At 60.4% G+C, this 17,970-nt stretch carries 17 protein-coding genes; 7 read left to right on the plus strand and 10 right to left on the minus strand.

Features of this window, described 5'->3' with window-relative positions; genetic code table 11:
- Positions 1-94: 94 nt before the first annotated feature.
- Both ACZ9BE_RS08865 and ACZ9BE_RS08870 read right to left on the minus strand, forming a co-directional pair.
- Positions 95-571 carry a hemerythrin domain-containing protein gene (locus tag ACZ9BE_RS08865; RefSeq protein ID WP_016774305.1) on the minus strand — a complete coding sequence of 159 codons (477 nt, stop codon included), beginning with the start codon at positions 569-571 and terminating at the stop codon, positions 95-97.
- Positions 572-825: 254 nt separating this feature from the next.
- A complete protein-coding gene (locus tag ACZ9BE_RS08870; RefSeq protein ID WP_041480553.1) occupies positions 826-1,041 on the minus strand; it encodes a PLD nuclease N-terminal domain-containing protein in 216 nt (71 codons plus the stop codon).
- Between the two features lie 171 nt (positions 1,042-1,212).
- Between ACZ9BE_RS08870 and ACZ9BE_RS08875 the strand changes: the two genes are divergently transcribed.
- Both ACZ9BE_RS08875 and ACZ9BE_RS08880 read left to right on the plus strand, forming a co-directional pair.
- Positions 1,213-2,340: a saccharopine dehydrogenase family protein gene (locus ACZ9BE_RS08875; RefSeq protein WP_476249256.1), complete on the plus strand. Its 1,128-nt coding sequence runs from the start codon at positions 1,213-1,215 to the stop codon at positions 2,338-2,340.
- A gap of 1 nt (position 2,341) precedes the next feature.
- Positions 2,342-2,839 (plus strand): DUF2269 family protein, encoded by a 498-nt coding sequence (locus ACZ9BE_RS08880; RefSeq protein WP_252877912.1) that lies wholly within the window; start codon positions 2,342-2,344, stop codon positions 2,837-2,839.
- Here ACZ9BE_RS08880 and ACZ9BE_RS08885 read toward each other — a convergent pair.
- Together ACZ9BE_RS08885 and ACZ9BE_RS08890 are read right to left on the minus strand one after the other, a co-directional pair.
- Positions 2,822-3,274, minus strand: a complete 453-nt coding sequence (locus ACZ9BE_RS08885; RefSeq protein ID WP_056784876.1) for a thiol-disulfide oxidoreductase DCC family protein — start codon at positions 3,272-3,274, stop codon at positions 2,822-2,824. The two genes, ACZ9BE_RS08880 and ACZ9BE_RS08885, sit on opposite strands and share 18 nt — an antisense overlap.
- 51 nt (positions 3,275-3,325) lie before the next feature.
- A complete protein-coding gene (locus tag ACZ9BE_RS08890) occupies positions 3,326-4,246 on the minus strand; it encodes an AraC family transcriptional regulator (RefSeq protein WP_476249257.1) in 921 nt (306 codons plus the stop codon).
- A gap of 88 nt (positions 4,247-4,334) precedes the next feature.
- Here ACZ9BE_RS08890 and ACZ9BE_RS08895 point away from each other — a divergent pair, with 88 nt between their 5' ends.
- Positions 4,335-5,303 (plus strand): oxidoreductase, encoded by a 969-nt coding sequence (locus tag ACZ9BE_RS08895; RefSeq protein WP_476249258.1) that lies wholly within the window; start codon positions 4,335-4,337, stop codon positions 5,301-5,303.
- A 182-nt stretch (positions 5,304-5,485) separates the two neighbouring features.
- On the opposite strand, the gene ACZ9BE_RS08900 is transcribed toward ACZ9BE_RS08895, so the two are convergent.
- Complete coding sequence (locus tag ACZ9BE_RS08900; protein WP_056784881.1) at positions 5,486-6,361, minus strand: LysR family transcriptional regulator; 876 nt, start codon at positions 6,359-6,361, stop codon at positions 5,486-5,488.
- 98 nt (positions 6,362-6,459) lie between these two features.
- Here ACZ9BE_RS08900 and ACZ9BE_RS08905 point away from each other — a divergent pair, with 98 nt between their 5' ends.
- Both ACZ9BE_RS08905 and dctA read left to right on the plus strand, forming a co-directional pair.
- Positions 6,460-7,629, plus strand: a complete 1,170-nt coding sequence (locus ACZ9BE_RS08905) for a mandelate racemase/muconate lactonizing enzyme family protein (protein WP_476249259.1) — start codon at positions 6,460-6,462, stop codon at positions 7,627-7,629.
- A gap of 102 nt (positions 7,630-7,731) precedes the next feature.
- Positions 7,732-9,039 (plus strand): C4-dicarboxylate transporter DctA, encoded by a 1,308-nt coding sequence (gene dctA / locus ACZ9BE_RS08910; protein WP_476249260.1) that lies wholly within the window; start codon positions 7,732-7,734, stop codon positions 9,037-9,039.
- Positions 9,040-9,377: 338 nt separating this feature from the next.
- Here the strand turns inward: dctA and ACZ9BE_RS08915 are convergent, their stop codons facing one another.
- Entirely contained in the window at positions 9,378-10,322 is a 945-nt protein-coding gene (locus ACZ9BE_RS08915) for a LysR family transcriptional regulator (protein WP_256808770.1), read from the minus strand.
- Between the two features lie 119 nt (positions 10,323-10,441).
- Between ACZ9BE_RS08915 and ACZ9BE_RS08920 the strand changes: the two genes are divergently transcribed.
- Complete coding sequence (locus ACZ9BE_RS08920; RefSeq protein ID WP_056784894.1) at positions 10,442-11,182, plus strand: SDR family oxidoreductase; 741 nt, start codon at positions 10,442-10,444, stop codon at positions 11,180-11,182.
- 28 nt (positions 11,183-11,210) lie between these two features.
- Complete coding sequence (locus tag ACZ9BE_RS08925; RefSeq protein WP_150635635.1) at positions 11,211-12,293, plus strand: alkene reductase; 1,083 nt, start codon at positions 11,211-11,213, stop codon at positions 12,291-12,293.
- 168 nt (positions 12,294-12,461) lie between these two features.
- On the opposite strand, the gene ACZ9BE_RS08930 is transcribed toward ACZ9BE_RS08925, so the two are convergent.
- The 4 genes from ACZ9BE_RS08930 to xylA all read right to left on the minus strand — a co-directional run bounded on the left by ACZ9BE_RS08930 (position 12,462) and on the right by xylA (position 17,778).
- Positions 12,462-13,598, minus strand: coding sequence for a sugar ABC transporter permease (locus ACZ9BE_RS08930; protein ID WP_076563313.1), 1,137 nt, complete (start codon positions 13,596-13,598; stop codon positions 12,462-12,464).
- Complete coding sequence (gene xylG, locus ACZ9BE_RS08935) at positions 13,599-15,155, minus strand: D-xylose ABC transporter ATP-binding protein (RefSeq protein ID WP_476249261.1); 1,557 nt, start codon at positions 15,153-15,155, stop codon at positions 13,599-13,601. It lies immediately after the preceding gene.
- A gap of 157 nt (positions 15,156-15,312) precedes the next feature.
- The gene (gene xylF / locus ACZ9BE_RS08940; protein ID WP_016774327.1) at positions 15,313-16,314 is read right to left on the minus strand and encodes a D-xylose ABC transporter substrate-binding protein; all 1,002 of its coding nucleotides are present in this window, start codon (positions 16,312-16,314) and stop codon (positions 15,313-15,315) included.
- A gap of 147 nt (positions 16,315-16,461) precedes the next feature.
- On the minus strand, positions 16,462-17,778 hold the full coding sequence (gene xylA, locus ACZ9BE_RS08945) for a xylose isomerase (protein ID WP_476249262.1): 1,317 nt from the start codon (positions 17,776-17,778) through the stop codon (positions 16,462-16,464).
- Between the last annotated feature and the right edge of the window lie 192 nt (positions 17,779-17,970).

Genomic DNA, 17,970 nt, shown 5'->3' on the forward strand with positions numbered 1-17,970 from the left:
CCGAACATACGTATATCCAATGTGGGAGCGTGGGCCAGTTTGGGCGCACAAAAAAAGCCCGGCATTGCCGCCGGGCTTCGGTGTCTTCAACACTTCAAGCGGCGATTTTGTTGGCCGCCATTTCCTTTTTGTGGCTCGCCTTCATGGCTTCCATTTGCGCGCCCAGTTCCTCGAGCTTGGCCTTGCCCAGAAGCTTCTGCGCTTTCGGGAACATTTCCTCTTCTTCCTCCTCGATGTGGTGCTCCAGCAGTTCCTTGACCACTTTGACCCGACCGGCAAATTCCGGGCTGCCCGGATCGGTTTCCTTCAAATCAGGCAGCACCAGCGAATCCACGGTGCGGTGCTCTTCCTTGGCTTCGTAGTACATGATGTCTTCTTCCTTGCTACCGGCTTCCTTGAACGCAGGGTAGAGAATCTCTTCTTCGAGGCGGGTGTGGATGGTGATTTCCATTTCCAGTTTGCCCAGCAACTCGACGCGTTTTTTCAGCGCGCGGTCGGTGGATTCACTCAGTTGGCTGAGGATGGCTTTGACTTTTTCATGGTCGGCTTTGAGAAGGTCGATGGCATTCATTTTTTGAGGCCTCTGCTTTTCACGGATTGAACACAGCGTTCTTTTTCGCGCTGCTGTGTATTCAGGAAGAGGCTATCGCAGGACTCATGCCAACTCGCCGATCAAGCGCAACCCTTCTAAATCAAGGGCTGGCATCGAAGCAGGCACAATGCTTTCGTGCAGCCTGCAAGAAATCCGCGTGGCGGGCATTGCATATAACAAGCCCGGCAAAAGCCGGGCTGTGGTGATACTTGAGACGGGCCTGCGCCCGTGGGTCACCGGTTAGCCTGGGAAGGCGAAATGCGACCGACATGCTTGGGTCCCGCCAGTGCCCAGGCGATCAGGCCGAACAGCGGCACGAACACGATCAGCACGATCCACACGCCTTTACTACTGGATTTCCCCTCGCTTTTACGCACCCGGTTAATGGCCCAAAGCTCGATCAGCACAAGAATGACCGCCAATACGATCCACACGGTTTCGATTTGCATAGGCTTAGCTCCTGATGGTCTGTGCGTTAGGCGACGAGAGGGGCGTTGGGTTCATTCTTTTTGCCTTGGACAAGCGGACGGGGTGATACCCGGTTGCAAAATAAATGTCTGATCGCCGCTGCGGCCTATATCCTCTGCGCCATACGTTTAGGCTGGAACAGGGACAGGGCAATGGCATTCAGGGTGATGGTCGTCGGTGGTTACGGCAATTTCGGCAGCATCGTGTGTCGGCATCTGGCGCTCATGCCAGAGATTGAACTGCTGTTGTCGGGCCGCGATGCGCGCAAGTTGCAGGGCAAGGTCGCTGAGCTGCAAGCGCAATCAGGCCGTCCGTGCGATGGCTGGTGCGGCGATGCGCTGGGCGCGGATTTTCAGGCGGCGTTGCGTGAGTTCAATGTTCAGTTGGTGGTGCACACCGGCGGGCCGTTTCAGGGGCAATCCTACGCAGTTGCTGAAAGCTGCATCGGCGCCGGTGTGAATTATTGCGATCTGGCTGACTGCCGCACCTTCGTCAACGGCATTGATGTGCTCGACGCCCGCGCCAGGGAGGCTGGTGTGGCCGTGCTCAGCGGTTGCAGTTCGGTGCCGACCTTGTCTTCGGCGATCATCGATCAGCAGCGCTCACGTTTTGCGCGAATCGACTCGATCGAGCATGGCATTTCCTCCTCGGCGAAGATGCCGGGGCTGTCCACGGTCGAAGGCGTGCTCGCTTATGCCGGCAAACCGATCAGGCAGTTGAAAAACGGCCAGGTTCACGAAGTATTGGGTTGGCTCGACCTAACCCTGCGCAGCATGCCGCAACTGGGCAAGCGGGTGCTGGCCAATATCGATGTACCGGACATGGATATATTTGCCCGCCGCTATGGTGCGCACACACTGCGCTTCAAGGCTGGCGCTGGCCTGAAGCTCGGCGGTGTCGCCAATGCCTTGCTGGCGCAAGCCTTGCGCTTCGGTCTGGTGCGCGATCATGTGCGCTGGGCGGCGCGCCTGCATCGCCTGGGTACGTGGTTCGAACATTTCGGTGATGGCAAGAGCGCGATGTACATCGATGTTCAGGGCATCGGAGTTGACGACCAGCCGCTGAGCCTGACCGCGCAACTCACCGCGCTGAATGACAAAGGCCCGGAAATCCCCAGCTGCGCCGCCGTCGCCCTGGCAATCAAAATGGCGCGGGGTTATGCACCGCAACCTGGCGCGAGGCCGTGTGTTGGCGAAATCAGCGTCGATGAATATCTGGCGGCGATCAACGATCCGGCCAACTTGAGCCTGTCGGTTCAATTCTCCGATGGACAGCGTTGAGATGCTCTATCTCTGCCTGAAGTACCTGCATGTAATCGCGGCGATTTTCCTCTTCGGTTTCGGCATGGGCTCCTACCTCTACCTGATCGCCGCCAGCCGCAGCGGCAACCCGCAAGTGATCGCCCATGTCGCAAGGATGGTGGTGCGTTTCGATACGTGGATCACCACGCCGGCAGGGATTGTGCAGGTCATCACCGGCTATCTGCTGATGCGGCTTTCCGGGCTTTCGATGAGCAGTGAGTGGCTGCTGACGTCGCTGATCATTTTCTTCTGCGTAGGCGCACTGTGGCTGCCTGTACTGGTATTGCAAAAGCGTCTGCAGAAGATGGCGCTGAGCGCGGGCGAGGGCGGCCTGCCTCTGGATGATCGCTTTGCAAGCACTTACCGCTGGTGGTTCTGGATGGGCATCGCCGGGTTCGCCGGGATGTTTGTCATCGTGCTGATGATGGTGACGAAGATGACACCGGTGCAACTGGTCGGGTTAACCGTGGGCTTTTAGAAAGCGGCTTTCATGATCCGCTGTTGGCAGCAGGCAAGTGTCGTACTTGCCGAACAGCCGATAGCGGTTCAGCGCGATTCGATCGTAAGCCCAGTCACGCAGGCGGCGCGGGAAAATCCGCAGCAGTTTCAGCGGCTGCCAGCGCATCGGCAGTTGCCCGACCACTTCAAGGAATGCATCTGATCGCTCCCAATAATTGCGGTCGCGGATCACCGCCATGGTGTCGAACTCATCCAGGGGCAAGCCGGCCCACGCCAGCAAGGCCTGGCCTTCGGGCGATTGCACGGTCGCCAGACGCACATGGCGCTGATGGTCATGGCGAATCAGAAAGCGCGCCCAGCCGTTGCACAGTTTGCACACACCGTCGAACAGCACCACGGTTTCGCCTGGCTTGAGCAATGGCGCGGGGGTAGGGCGGGTTTTCATGGCAGGCATCAGCGGATGTCCCTGGCGGCAATTGTCGCGATCATAACCTTGATCATTGGGCTACAGGAGTGGATCGCGGCGGTATTGGCCCGGCGATATGCCGTGCACGCGGCGGAAGGCCGCGCCAAACGCCGCGTCGGACAGATAGCCCAGTGAAGCAGCAATGGTCGCCACAGTGTCCCGGCCATTGCGCAAGCGAAACGCGGCCACGCGCATCCGCCAGCGCGTGGCATATTCGACCGGCGCTACACCCATACAAGTTTTGAATAACGCGGCGAAACCCGATCGCGACATGCAGGCAATCTCGGCCATTTGCGTCAGGCGCCAAGGTTTTTCCGGGGCACCGTGAACGGCGCGCAAGACGCCGGCAATCGCCGGTTCCCGCAGTCCGCCCAGCCAAGACAATTGTTCGGCATCCGCGCTGTTGATGTGATGGCGCAGCGCATGGATGAAGATCAGTCGCAGCAAGTCGTTGCACATCGCCTGCGAGCCGGCCTGGTGTGATGGCCACTCGCGCTCCAGTTCATCCAGCAGCCAACCGAACGACGAGGCACCTGTGGCCTCGGCGCGAATGATCAGCGAGGTCGGCAGCACGTCGAGCAGTTCGGTTGCGCCGGGTCCCGATAGCGACACGCTGCCGCCCAGCAGCTCGACTTCCTCGCCGACGCCAAAGGTCGCCGAGGCGCCGTCATGGGCAAAAACATCCGCTGCATTCACCGCCTCGACGTCGGCGCCGCTGGCCAGAATGAACGGCGTGCGCGACACCACAAAACAGTCGCCGGCCCGTAGCAACTGCGCCGGCAAGCCCTGCATGCGCAGCCAGCATTCGCCTCGTCGCACCACGTTGAATTTCAGTTCGGTGGGTTGAAATCGCAGCGCCCAGACGCCGCCTGCCTGCAAACGCACCGAGCAGGCTGCTTGCAACTCGGAGAGCGCCAATACGGCAGAAAGCGGATCGCCAGCAGGATTTTGGATGATCACGACAGAAACCTGGATTTATCAGACTGGTTCGTCCCGAGAGCTTAGCCAAGAATGAAGGCCTTCGATAGCTCACTCAGGATTAAGGCTCATGGCTACGTTCCAACAACCTGTGCAATCACCGTTCAACGCCGCCAGCACAGCGGCTGAAGTCATGGCCGGCATCGATCTGCGCGGGCAGCTCGCAGTGGTCACCGGCGGCTATTCCGGCCTGGGTCTGCTGACGGTGAAAAGCCTCGCGGCGGCGGGCGCGCAAGTCCTCGTGCCGGCCAGAGATACGGCGCGGGCAGAGGTGGCATTGGCCGGTGTTGAAGGTGTCCGCGTGACGCCCATGGACCTGATGCAGGCTGAATCGGTGGCGGCGTTCAGCCACAGCGTGGTCAGCGCGGGTCAGCCGGTGTCTTTGCTGATCAACTGCGCCGGAGTCATGGCCGCGCCGTTGCTGCGCGATGCCGATGGCCATGAAAGCCAGTTCGCGACCAATCACTTGGGCCACTATCGCCTGACCTGCGGCCTTTGGCCGGCGCTGGTCAAAGCTGGACAGGCGCGGGTGGTGTCAGTGTCATCGCGCGGGCACCAGATTGCCGGGATCGACTTTGACGACATTGATTTCCTGCAACGGCCGTATGACAAATGGGTCGCGTATGGTCAGTCGAAAACGGCCAATGCCTTGTTCGCCATGGCGCTCGATCGTCGCGGGCGCAGTCATGGCGTTCGTGCGTTCTCATTGCATCCGGGGCAGATTCTGACGGATCTGGCACGGCACCTCAGCACAGCGGAACTTGCCGCATTCGATGCGCTGGATGAGCAGGGCCGGCCACGGCTGGATGCCCACAACGGTCTGAAAACGCTGGAGCAGGGCGCCGCGACGGGATTGTGGTGTGCGACCAGTGCATTGCTTGCGGATTTGGGTGGCGTGTATTGCGAAGACTGCAATGTTGCGCCGATCAATCAACCTGAAGCGGGCCGCAAGGGCGTTGCGCAATGGGCGGCGGATGCTGAGCTGGCTGAGCGACTTTGGGCGGTTTCGGAGCAATGGACGGGGCTCACGGTGGCATAAATCGAGTCAAAGGACAAAAGCCCCTCACCCTAACCCTCTCCCGAAGGGAGAGGGGACTGACCGAGGTGTTTAGTAGAAATTCGCCGACCTGAAATACCGGGTCGAACTCAGTTCTTGAACAGCACCCGAATCGGCTCCCTCTCCCTCGGGAGAGGGCTGGGGTGAGGGGCTGCTCGATAGAGTTACTCTCCCAGCTTCGCCCAGAATTCCTCCGCCGAAGGGCTGATCGGCGCGGTCGGGCGAGTCAGGTGTATTTCCAGTGGAATGTCCCAACTGTCATCCAGCGCCCTGACCAGACGCCCGTCGGCCATTTCCTGTTCGGTCAGGCTTTTCGGCAGCCAGGCGACGCCTTTGCTTTCCAGCGCCATCGACATCAGCACTGCCGCCAGATGGCTGCTGAACAGCGGTTTCAAATGCAGATAATCGGCCTTGCCGTGTAGCCTGTGGGCGACGATTCGGCCCAGGCCGGATTCGTGGGTGTAGGCCAGATAGGGCAGGGTTTCAGGCGACGTGCCGAACTGGGCTGAAGCACTCGCCAGCGGCACAAGTACGTCCTCGCCGACCTTCTTGCCAATGAACTGATCAGGCGCCAGCAACGGCGGAACGTCGGGGTGGCGATGGCACAACAGAAATTGCACCTGACCATGAATCAGCATCTGTTCGCACACGGCCATGCTGTCGGAATGCAGGCGAACTGCATCGATCGGCGCGCCACTTTCGGCACTGCGCAACCAGCGTGGGAAGAAGGTGAATGACAGCGAGTGAGTGGCAGCAAACTGCAAGGTTTTCGCCGCCATGCCAGCCACTTCCTGAGCCTCGGAGCGCATGCGGTACAGGCGTCTGGCCGCTTCCTGAGCGCTGGGCAAAATCTGCCTGCCGGCCTCGGTCAGCGTCGCGCCCTGCGGAGTGCGCACGAACAATTCCACGCCCATCCAGTTCTCCAGTGAACGCACCCGACGACTGAATGCCGGCTGCGTCACATGGCGCGCTTCAGCGGCCCGGACGAAGCTGCCGTATTCGGCCAGCGCTGAAAAATCCTCAAGCCAAACCAGTTCCAAGGGCAATGCCTCCTGTGCATAGGGCGCGGCATTAATAGCATTGGTCGGGTGTCGTCGCAACGCATAACGTTGGCCCACCACAACAAGAGGAACCCGTCATGCGTATCGTCGATATCCGTGAAAAAACCGTCTCCATTGCTTCCCCGATCGCCAATGCCTACATCGACTTTTCGAAGATGACCTGCTCGGTCGTCGCGGTCATTACCGACGTGATCCGCGACGGCAAACCGGTCATCGGTTACGGCTTCAACTCCAACGGTCGCTACGGCCAGGGCGCGTTGATGCGCGATCGTTTTCTGGCGCGGATCACCGAGGCCGATCCGGAAACCCTGATCGATCACGAGAACAATAACCTCGATCCGTTCGCCATCTGGAAAACCCTGATGACCAACGAAAAACCGGGCGGGCATGGCGAGCGTTCAGTAGCGGTCGGCACCATCGATATGGCGGTGTGGGATGCGGTAGCGAAGATCGAAGGCAAGCCGCTGTATCGCCTGCTTGCCGATCGTTATCGCAACGGCGTCGCCGATGACAAAGTCTGGGTGTATGCGGCGGGTGGCTATTACTACCCGGGCAAGGACCAGACCAAGCTCAAGGCCGAAATGCAGAGCTATCTGGATCGTGGCTATGACGTGGTCAAGATGAAGATTGGCGCGGTGCCGCTGGACGAAGATATCCGCCGCATTGAGGCGGTGCTCGAAGTGGTGGGCGACGGCCAGCGCCTGGCGGTCGATGCCAACGGCCGCTTCGATCTGCAGACCGGTATCGCGTACGCCGAAGCGATCAAGAAGTACAACCTGTTCTGGTACGAAGAAGTCGGCGACCCGCTGGATTATGCGCTCCAGGCCGAGCTGGCCAATCACTACGAACTGCCGATGGCCACCGGCGAAAACCTCTTCTCCCATCAGGATGCCCGCAATCTGTTGCGCCACGGCGGCATGCGCCCGGACCGCGACTACCTGCAATTCGACTGCGCGCTGTCCTACGGTCTCGTCGAGTACATGCGCACCCTGAAAGTGATGGAAGAGCTGGGTTGGTCTTCGCGTCGCGTGGTACCGCATGGTGGTCACCAGATGTCGCTGAACATCGCCGCCGGTCTGCACCTGGGCGGCAACGAATCGTACCCGGACGTGTTCCAGCCCTTCGGCGGTTTTGCCGATGGCATCCGCGTAGAAAACGGCTACGTCGGGCTGCCGGAAATTCCGGGCGTCGGCTTCGAAGCCAAATCTGCGCTGTATGCCGTCATGCGCGAACTGGGCGAGGGCTGATTCGGTTTTATCTGCGGCCTCGATTTCCGAGGCCGCACCTTCAGGCGTCATCCTCGACGCCAAAGCCACATGCCCACCACAACAATAAAATGAGGTGCTTCCGTGGAAACTTCAAAATCACGCTGGTACAGCCAGCTCTATGTGCAAGTGCTGATCGGCATCGTCATCGGCGCTGCCATCGGATACTTCGTGCCGGACATCGGCGCCAAGCTGCAGCCGTTTGCCGACGGTTTCATCAAACTGATCAAGATGCTCCTGGCGCCGATCATTTTCGGCACGGTGGTGGTCGGTATCGCCAAGATGGGCAGTATCAAGGAGGTCGGACGGATCGGTGTGAAAGCGCTGATCTACTTCGAGATTCTTTCCACCATCGCTCTGGTGGTCGGCCTGATCGTAGTCAACGTGGTCAAGCCCGGCGCCGGCATGAACATCAACGCCGGCACCCTCGATGGCAGCGCTGTCAACAAGTACAGCCAGGCGGCGAGCGAGCAGGGCGGCCTCGTCGAATTCTTCCTCAATATCATTCCGCATACCTTCCTCGGCGCCTTCTCCAATGGCGTGATGCTGCAGGTGATTCTGTTGTCGGTGCTGATGGGCGTCGCCTTGGTGCAAATGGGCGAAACCAGCAAACCGCTGATCAACACCATCGACCTGTTCCTGCAAGGCCTGTTCAAAATCATCGCGATGGTCATGCGTCTGGCGCCGTTGGGCGCGGGGGCTGGCATGGCATTCACCATCGGCAAATACGGCATCGGCACTCTGCTGTCGCTGGGGCAGTTGCTGGTCGCGCTGTACATCACCACGCTGATCTTCATCGTCGTGGTACTGGGCGCGGTGGCGCGATGGTCGGGCATGCCGCTGATGCAGTTTCTGCGTTATTTCAAAGATGAAATCCTGATCACCCTGGGCACCTGTTCGACCGAAGCGGTACTGCCGCGAATGATGGTCAAACTGGAAAAGCTCGGCTGCAAGAAATCCGTGGTCGGCATGGTCCTGCCGACGGGCTACACCTTCAACGCGGACGGCACCTGCATTTACCTGACCATGGCGGCGATCTTCATCGCCCAGGCGACCAACACGCCGCTGACCTTCATGGATCAGATGATTCTGCTTGGCGTATTTCTACTCACGTCCAAGGGCTCGGCCGGGGTGGCGGGAGCAGGGTTCGTGACCCTGGCGGCCACGCTCACCACCATTCACTCCATACCTCTGGTGGGCCTGGTGTTGCTGTTGGGCATCGACCGCTTCCTCAACGAGGCGCGAGCGGTGACCAACCTGATCGGCAACGGCATCGGCACCATTGCCATTGCCAAGTGGGACAACTCCTTCGATGTCGAAGCGTGCGAGCGGGAAATCGCCGCCATGAAGCAGGACAAGGCAGCGCGCAAGTCGCTGCTTGTGCATAAGTGATTCGGGCAACGTGAGCGCTTGATTGGCCTGCCGACGCGTACAGGTTTCAAGTCAGTTCAAAGGTTATGGACTGGGGGCGGGACGATGAGAATTGGCGCACTGACGAAAACCAGTCGGTGCTGGCACGCCACCAATCCCCAGCCATGCCAAAAAACCTGTGGGAGCGAGCTTGCTCGCGAAGGGGCCAGAACGGTCAACACGGATGGCGACCGGCAGAGCGCTTTCGCGAGCAAGCCAGTTTCCACAGTAGGTTGCGCGATTGCTGTCACAACAGTTGGCGATGTTCTTTCGCACCGGACAGTACAAGCAGTGGATTGCAAAACGTTCGCTATGAACCGTCAGGCCGGACCTGAACCCTCTACGTACGTCTGGATGACCTCATCCCAAGGCGGCGTTGCAGGGAACAACTCAAGCAAAAACGCCGTGAACGCTTTGACATTCGGGCTACCGCGACGGCTCTCCGGCCACAACGCGGTAATGGCGAAGCGTTCGACGGTGAACTGTGGCAGCACCGGGACCAGTTCGCCCCGACGAACATACGCCGCCGCTACGTAGTGCGGCGAAATACCGATGCCGCCGCCGGCAGCCAGCACCGCCGCGACCGCATCGCTGGCATCAACGGTGAAGGCCGCGTCGGGTGCCAGTTCCAACTGTCTGTCACCGGCTAGATACGGCCAGCGCAAACTCTGCCCGGTGCTTTGATAGCGGAAATTCACGCACTCATGCTCGGCGAGATCCTCGGCCGTAAGCGGAGTACCCTTGCGCTGCAGATAGTCCGGTGATGCGAACGCACCGATTCGATGCGGGCCCAGCGGGCGAGAAATCAGTCGCGAATCCGCAAGATTGCCAACCCGAACCGCGACGTCGATGCCTTGTTCGATGAGGTCGGCATACTGATCGCCGAGTCGTAGATCGATCGTCACCTTTGGATATTGCTCGCGAAATCTCGGCAGGGCCGGCGCGAGGATATTCAGTCCAATCGGCAACGGCGCGGTGACCTTCAATACGCCCGATGGCTCAGCGCGTGAAGCAACGGCGGCCTGATCGATGTCTTCGACTTCGCGCAGAATCCGCAGCGCCCGTTCGTATAGATCACGGCCCTCCGGGGTGAGTACCAGCGAGCGCGTGGTGCGAGTAAACAGCATCAGGCCGAAATGCTCTTCGAGCCGTTGCACGCTTTTGCTGATGGCCGACGGCGACACCGACAGTGCCCGAGCGGCAGCCGTGTAGCTGCCCAGCGAAGCCGCCCGTGCAAAGGCGATGAGCCCGGTTAAACGATCCAATCCAATTTGTGCCTTCATGGCACTAGTAAAGCGACTTCTGGCCCAATTATCAATGTGGCTTCCAAAACGTAGTCTTTGCCCATCGAACTCCATTCAGGTGTTCCAGACGGAGACTCAGCATGAACATCAGCCAAACCCTGCCTTCCACACTCACCGACAAAACCGTGGTCATTTTCGGCGGCACCTCCGGCATCGGCCTGGCCGCTGCGGTGCAAGCGAAAGCCGCTGGCGCCAAGGTCATCGTCATCGGCTCGAACGCTGCACGTGCCGAGCAGGCCGCCAGCGAGCACGGGCTCGATGGCTGGCGCGCGGCCGACGTGACCGATAGCCAGGCTCTCGATACTGCACTGGCCGATATCCTTCAGGTCGATCACCTCGTTCTGCTCGCCGGCACGTTTGTCGCTGGCACCGTGCGCGCGGCTGATCTCGATTATCTGCACCGCGCGTTCGACGAACGCATCTGGGCATCGATCAATGCGATTCGGGTCCTTGGCGACAGGCTGGCAAAAGACGGCTCGATCACGTTTATCTCCGGTTCTCTCGCTGATCGCCCGAATGCCTACGGCACCGCCGTACTCGCCGCCGCCTCGGCAGCCATGGAAGCACTGGCTCGCGGTCTGGCCCTTGAGTTGGCACCGGTGCGAGTCAACACGCTTTCGCCCGGCCCGATCAACACCCCGATTCTGGGCAAGGCACTGGGCGAGGGGCGGGATGCATTTGTCGCTTCTCTTGAGCAGGTGCTGCCCCTGCATCGCCTCGGCACAGCTGCAGAAGCGGGCGCGGCAGTGGTTTTCCTGATGAGCAACACCTTCATGAACGGCGCCGTGCTCAACATCGACGGCGGCGCACGCCTGGTTTGATCCTGCCCACCTTTTTGAGAGCCTGAACATGACATCGTTATTTGATTCCGTGCGCCTCGGCGCGCTCGATTTGCCCAACCGCATCCTGATGGCACCGATGACCCGCGCGCGCGGCACTCGCGAGCACGTCCCGACCGAGATGATGGTCGAGTATTACCGCCAGCGCGCCAGTGCCGGCCTGATCATTTCCGAAGCGATCGGCATCAGCCAGCAAGGTCTGGGCTGGCCGTATGCGACAGGCATTTGGTCGGCCGAACAGGTCGCCGGCTGGCGCAAGGTCACCGATGCCGTGCATGGCGCTGGCGGCCGGATCATCGCGCAGCTCTGGCACATGGGCCGGGTCGTGCACCCGAGTTTCCTTGGCGGCGGCCAGCCGGTTTCCGCATCGGTCACCACCGCGCCGGGACAGGCGCATACGTACGCCGGCAAGCAGCCGTATACACCGGCGCGTGCGTTGCCGCTGGAAGAAATTCCCGCACTGCTGGAAGACTTTCGTCAGGCCACTCGCAACGCAATCGAGGCGGGTTTCGATGGCGTGCAGATCCACGCCGCCAACGGCTATCTGCTCGACCAGTTCCTGCGCGACAGCGACAATTTTCGCACCGATGCGTACGGCGGCTCGATCAACAACCGTATCCGCTTGCTCAAGGAAGTGACCGAGGCGGTGGCCGAAGTCATCGGCGCCGACCGCACTGGCGTGCGCTTGACTCCAAGCAGCTACGAGCAGGGCATCCGCGACAGCGATCCCGAAGCGCTGTTCATCCGCGCCGCCGAAGTGCTGTCAGCGATTGGCATCGCTCATCTGGAAGTCCGCGAACCACCGCTGGACGGCACCTTCGGCAAGTCCGAACGCCCGCCACTGGCCGGGATGATTCGCGACGTGTTCAAAGGCGTGCTGATCCTCAATTCGGACTACGGTTTCGCCAGGGCACAAGCGCAACTGGATGCCGGGCTCGCCGATGCGATTGCGTTTGGACGGCCGTTTATAGCCAATCCGGATCTGCCGCTGAGATTCGCTCGGCAGTTGCCATTGGCGGAAAGCGAAATGAGCACTTGGTTCAGCCAGGGTTGGGAAGGGTATGGGGATTATCCGGCGGTGGATGGCGTTTGAATGTAGCGTCGGTGCCAGCCGCCGTGGCAGTGGATGCCCTGACGGGCTGGCCAGAACCCGGAAAAGCACGCTTAAGCCAGTCGCAAGAGACGGTTCACGCCGTTGATAGGAAAAAGTGAGGCCTGTGATCAGGCCTCATTTGCGTTTTACCAACTCACCTGCAACGTTTCAACGCCGCGCCGTGCGCGTGCTCACATCCACCCAGACCGCCAGCACCAGAATGCTGCCCTTGACGATCATCTGCCAGTAACTGTCGACGTCGAGCATCGACATGCCGTTATCCAGGCTGGTGATCACCAGTGCGCCGAGGAGGGCGCCGTAGACGGTGCCGGAGCCGCCGCGCATGGAGGTGCCGCCGATGAAGCAGGCGGCGATGGCGTCGAGTTCGCCCATGCTGCCGGCGGACGGTGAGCCGGCGGCGAGGCGTGCGGTGTTGACCACGCCGGCGAGGGCGCACATCACGCCCATGATGCCGAAGATCCACAGCTTGACCGCTTGCACATTGATGCCCGACAGGCGCGTCGCTTCCATGTTGCTGCCGACCGAATAGACCCGGCGGCCGAACACAGTCTGGCTGGTGACGTAACTGAACACGCCGAGCAGAATCAGCAACAGCAGCACCGGCACGGGAATGCCGTCATAGCTGTTGAGGGTCTGGACGAAACCGGCCAGCACCGCGCCGATCACCAGCACGCGCACAACATCACGCACCAGCGAATGCGCCGCCAGGCCATGCAGGGCGCGGTTGCGTCGTTGTTTCCAGGTCAGAAAAACCGTCAGCACAAACAGCAGCACACCCAGGCCGGTGCCGATCGCGTGAGGCAGATATCCTTGGCCGACGTAGACCAGCTCCGGCGAAACCGGGGCGATGGTGGTGCCGCCGGTGATCCCCAGCAAAATCCCGCGAAACGCCAACATGCCGCCCAGGCCGACAATGAATGAGGGGATGCGCAAGTACGCCGCCATGTAGCCGTTGGCAAGCCCGATGACCAGACCGCACAGGGCAACCAGACTGAGATTCGCCAGCAGCGGAATGTGATAGACCACGTCGAGTATCGCCGCGAGGCCGCCGAGCAGACCGAGTAATGAACCCACCGACAAATCGATCTCGCCGCTGATAATCACCAGCACCATGCCGCAGGCGAGAATTCCGGTGATCGACATCTGCCGCAGCAGGTTGGACAGGTTGCGCGGGGTGAGGAAGCCGCCCTCGGTCTGCCAGCTGAAGAACAGCCAGATCAGCACCACGGCAAATACCAGCGCGAGCATCTTGTAGCGGGTGAACAGTTGTTTGACCTGATTCATTTACGCGGTTTTCCGATCATTATTGTTATGGCTGCCCGGCTGGCTGAGGGCGGCGGCGAGTACCTGTTCCTGGGTCAGCTCATGGTTGACGAAGTCACCGCGCAACTGGCCTTCGCCGATCACCAGCACGCGGTCGGAGACGCCGAGCACTTCGGCCAGTTCCGACGAAACCATGATGATCGACACGCCTTCGGCGGCCAGCGCGCCCATCAATTTGTAGATCTCGTACTTGGCGCCGACGTCCACGCCTCGGGTCGGCTCGTCGAGAATCAGTACGCGCGGTTTGGCCAGCAGCATTTTCGCCAGCACGGCTTTCTGCTGATTGCCGCCCGACAGGCTGGTGATCGGCAGGGACGGACTTGCGGTCTTCAGATGCAGACGGGAGATTTCCCGGTCGATGCAGCCCAGCTCGGCTTCGGCATCGATGCGGGTCATTTTCGAATAGCTCTCGAGCACGGCGAGGGTGATGTTCTGGCCCACGCCGAGGTCGGGAATGATGCCTTGGCGCTTGCGATCTTCAGGCACCAGGCACAGGCCGGCGCGGATCGCTTTCAGCGGCGTGCGCGTGTCGATCGGCTGGCCGTCCAGCCAGACTTCGCCCTCGTGGCGGCCGGGGTAAGCGCCGAACAATGCGGTGACCAGTTCGGTGCGGCCGGCTCCGACCAGCCCGGCAATGCCGAGAATCTCGCCGCGCTTGAGGCTGAAGGAAATGTCGTCAACCCGTTTGCGCTTGTGGTTGTCGACGTCGTAGCAAGTGATGTGGCGCGCCTCGAAAATCACCTCGCCAATCTCGTGCGGCTCGCTGGGGTAGAGGTTGCTCATTTCGCGGCCGACCATCTGCGTGATGATCTGTGGAATGTCCATGTCGGCCATGGCGGTGGTGGCGATGTGTTTGCCGTCGCGGATCACTGAAATCGTGTCGCACACGGCGGCGACTTCATCGAGCTTGTGCGAGATGTAGACGCAGGCGACGCCCTTGGCTTTGAGGTCGCGGATGATGTCCAGCAGCACTTCGATTTCCGAGCGGCTCAGGGCCGAGGAGGGCTCGTCGAGAATCAGCAGGCGCGCCTGTTTGTTCAGGGCCTTGGCGATTTCCACCAGTTGCTGATAGCCGCCGCCGTACTGCGAAACCGGCAGCGAAACATTCATGTCCGGCACTTTCAATTCACGCATCAACGCTTCGGCGCGGTGGATCATCGCCGGGTAGTTCATGCGCCCGCCGGGCAGCGTCAGCTCATGGCCCATGAAGATGTTTTCCGCCACCGACAGATCCGGAACCAGGGTCAGTTCCTGATGGATGATGACGATGCCGGCGGCCTCGGTTTCGCTGATCGATTGCGCCCGGAGCGGTTGCCCGTCCCAGAGGATTTCACCGTCCCAGGTGCCATAGGGATAGACCGCCGAGAGGATCTTCATCAGCGTCGACTTGCCGGCGCCATTCTCGCCGCACAGGCCCACGCATTCACCGGGCCGGACCTTGATGTCGATGCCGTTGAGCGCTTTGACACCGCCGAAGGTTTTGACGATGCCGTTCATTTGCAGCAGATAGTCGGACATGGAAAAGGCTCGTATACCAGGGACTCAAACACCACTGAACCTGTGTGGGAGCGAGCCTGCTCGCGAAGGGGCCTCTTCAGACAGAGCTTTACTGACTGACACTCCGCTTTCGCGAGCAGGCTCGCTCCCACAGGTCTGATCAAGATTTACGACCGGATCACTGCCCGGCAATCTGCGCCTTGGTGTAGAAGCCGTCCTGTTCGAGCAAGTCGATGTTGTCCTTGGTCAACGGCGTTGGCGTGAGCAGGATGGTGTCGACCTTTTTGCTGCCGTTGTCGTACTGCGAGGTGTAGGCCGGTTTTTCGTTGCGTGCCAGTTGCACCGAGAGCTTCGCCGCTTCGGACGCAATGAGTTTCAGCGGTTTGTACACGGTCATGGTTTGCGTGCCGGCGATTACGCGTTTGACTGCTGCGAGGTCAGCGTCCTGGCCGGAAATCGGCACCTTGCCGGCCAGCTGCTGCGCGGCCAGTGCCTGAATGGCGCCGCCAGCGGTGGCGTCGTTGGAGGCGACGATGCCGTCGATTTTGTTGTTGTTACGGGTCAGGGCATTTTCGACAATACTCAGCGCTTCGGTGGGGTTCCATTCCTTGACCCACTGCTGGCCGACGATCTTGATATCGCCCTTGTCGATGGCCGGTTGCAGCACCTTCATCTGGCCTTCACGGAGGATCTTGGCGTTGTTGTCGGTGGGCGCGCCACCCAGCAAGAAGTAATTGCCCTTGGGCGCCGCTTTCAGCACGCCGCCGGCCTGCATCTCGCCGACCTTTTCGTTATCGAAGGAGATATAGGCGTCGACATCGGCGTTGAGAATCAGCCGGTCGTAAGACACCACTTTGATCCCGGCTTTCTTCGCCTCGGCCACGGCGTTGGTCAGCACTGTCGCGTTGAACGGTACGATGACAATCACATCGACGCCGCGAGAGATAAGGTTTTCGATCTGCGAAATCTGCTTCTGCTCGTTGGCGTCCGCCGATTGCACGAAGACTTTGGCGTCCATTTTTTCCGCCGCCGCGACGAAGTAATCGCGGTCGCGCGACCAGCGTTCCAGACGCAGATCGTCAATGGAGAAACCGATTTTCGGGTGGGTTGCGTCGGCCATTACCGGCAGGGCCAACAACGCCAGGGCACTGGCCAACAGCGTACGTTTCAAGTTCTTCATGGTGGTGCGTCCTTTTATTTTTGTTGGAAAGACACGGCCTGACGATGAATCGGGCTGGTAGAACTGTAGAGAATCTGCCGACGCAGCAGGCACAGAATTGTCGTGCAATTGTCACAGCGTCGTTGCGTCGGCAGAGGGTCTCGGCGATCAGCGATAGAGATAGCGGTTGACGATGTTTTCGAGCATTTCCTGACGGCCACTGACGGCTTGCGGGTTCAGTTCGTTGGTGAACGCGTGCTCGGCCAGCGACTCAAGATTGAAGTCGCCCGCCATCACCGCTTGCCCGAACGGCTGACGCCAGCCGGCGTAGCGTTGATCCTTGAGCACTTGCAGTTGATCGTTCTCAACCATCGCAGCGGCGCGTTCCAGCGACAAGGCCAGAACGTCCATGGCGCCGACGTGGCCGTGGAACAGGTCGATCTCGTCGAGGCTCTGCCGGCGCACCTTGGAGTCGAAATTGAACCCGCCATTCTTGAAACCGCCGGCCTTGAGGATTTCATAGGTCGCCAGGGTCATTTCTTCGACGCTGTTGGGGAATTGGTCGGTGTCCCAGCCGTTCTGCGGATCGCCACGGTTGGCATCGATGCTGCCGAAAATCCCCAGCGAGGCAGCCGTGGCAATTTCGTGATGAAAGCTGTGGCCGGCCAGGGTCGCGTGGTTGGCCTCGATGTTGACCTTGATTTCCTTTTCCAGGCCGTACTGCTGGAGAAAGCCGAACACCGTGGCGCTGTCATAATCGTATTGGTGCTTGGTCGGCTCCTGCGGCTTGGGTTCGATCAGCAGGTCGCCGGTGAAACCGATCTTGTGCTTGTGCTCGACCACCATGCGCATGAAGCGCCCGAGTTGTTCGCGCTCACGTTTCAGATCGGTGTTGAGCAGGGTTTCGTAGCCTTCGCGACCGCCCCACAGCACGTAGTTGGAGCCCTTGAGGCGATGGGTTGCGTTTATCGCGCTGAACACTTGCGCGGCGGCGCAGGCGAACACTTCCGGATCGGGATTGCTCGCAGCGCCGGCGGCAAAACGAGGATTGCTGAAGCAGTTGGCGGTGCCCCAGAGCAACTTGATGCCGCTTTGTTCCTGATGCTGTTCGAGGCGGTCGACCATTTGCGCGAAGTGTTCGCGGTACTCCTTCAGCGAGTTGCCTTCGGGGGCGACGTCCGTGTCGTGAAAGCAGTAGTAATCGATGCCCAGTTTGCTGAAGAACTCGAATGCGGCTTGAGCCTTGTCGATGGCCAGTTGCATCGGCTCGCCGCTGCGTTGCCAGGGGCGTTTGAAGGTGCCGGCGCCGAACACATCGGAGCCCGGCCAGACGAAGGTGTGCCAGTAGCAGGCGGCCATGCGCAGGTGTTCGCGCATGGGTTTGCCGAGGATCAGTTTGTCGGCGTCGTAGTGACGAAAAGCGAGGGGCGAATCACTGTTCGGGCCTTCGTAGCGAACCGGCTCGATATTGGGGAAATACTGCATGGACCTTGTCCTTGTTGTTCTTGGCGGTGTCTCGATACTAGCAACGCCCCCGTGCCCGCTGATTATGAAAAGCCTCAACCGTGAGTGCGATTTTGCGTATTGAGCTTCAGCGCTCGCAGGCCTAGTCTGTGTCCATCGTCGCCGCAACATGGCGGCCCGGAACAGTACAAAAACAATTTGAGGCCGCTTTCG

This window comes from Pseudomonas sp. TE9122, assembly GCF_056278925.1.

Coding starts and splice junctions, on each gene's coding strand:
- ACZ9BE_RS08865 (WP_016774305.1), bottom strand. CDS start 571: ATGAATGCCATCGACCTTCTCAAAGCCGACCATGAAAAAGTCAAAGCC.
- ACZ9BE_RS08870 (WP_041480553.1), bottom strand. CDS start 1,041: ATGCAAATCGAAACCGTGTGGATCGTATTGGCGGTCATTCTTGTGCTG.
- ACZ9BE_RS08875 (WP_476249256.1), top strand. CDS start 1,213: ATGGCATTCAGGGTGATGGTCGTCGGTGGTTACGGCAATTTCGGCAGC.
- ACZ9BE_RS08880 (WP_252877912.1), top strand. CDS start 2,342: ATGCTCTATCTCTGCCTGAAGTACCTGCATGTAATCGCGGCGATTTTC.
- ACZ9BE_RS08885 (WP_056784876.1), bottom strand. CDS start 3,274: ATGCCTGCCATGAAAACCCGCCCTACCCCCGCGCCATTGCTCAAGCCA.
- ACZ9BE_RS08895 (WP_476249258.1), top strand. CDS start 4,335: ATGGCTACGTTCCAACAACCTGTGCAATCACCGTTCAACGCCGCCAGC.
- ACZ9BE_RS08905 (WP_476249259.1), top strand. CDS start 6,460: ATGCGTATCGTCGATATCCGTGAAAAAACCGTCTCCATTGCTTCCCCG.
- ACZ9BE_RS08920 (WP_056784894.1), top strand. CDS start 10,442: ATGAACATCAGCCAAACCCTGCCTTCCACACTCACCGACAAAACCGTG.
- ACZ9BE_RS08925 (WP_150635635.1), top strand. CDS start 11,211: ATGACATCGTTATTTGATTCCGTGCGCCTCGGCGCGCTCGATTTGCCC.
- ACZ9BE_RS08930 (WP_076563313.1), bottom strand. CDS start 13,598: ATGAATCAGGTCAAACAACTGTTCACCCGCTACAAGATGCTCGCGCTG.
- xylG (WP_476249261.1), bottom strand. CDS start 15,155: ATGTCCGACTATCTGCTGCAAATGAACGGCATCGTCAAAACCTTCGGC.
- xylF (WP_016774327.1), bottom strand. CDS start 16,314: ATGAAGAACTTGAAACGTACGCTGTTGGCCAGTGCCCTGGCGTTGTTG.
- xylA (WP_476249262.1), bottom strand. CDS start 17,778: ATGCAGTATTTCCCCAATATCGAGCCGGTTCGCTACGAAGGCCCGAAC.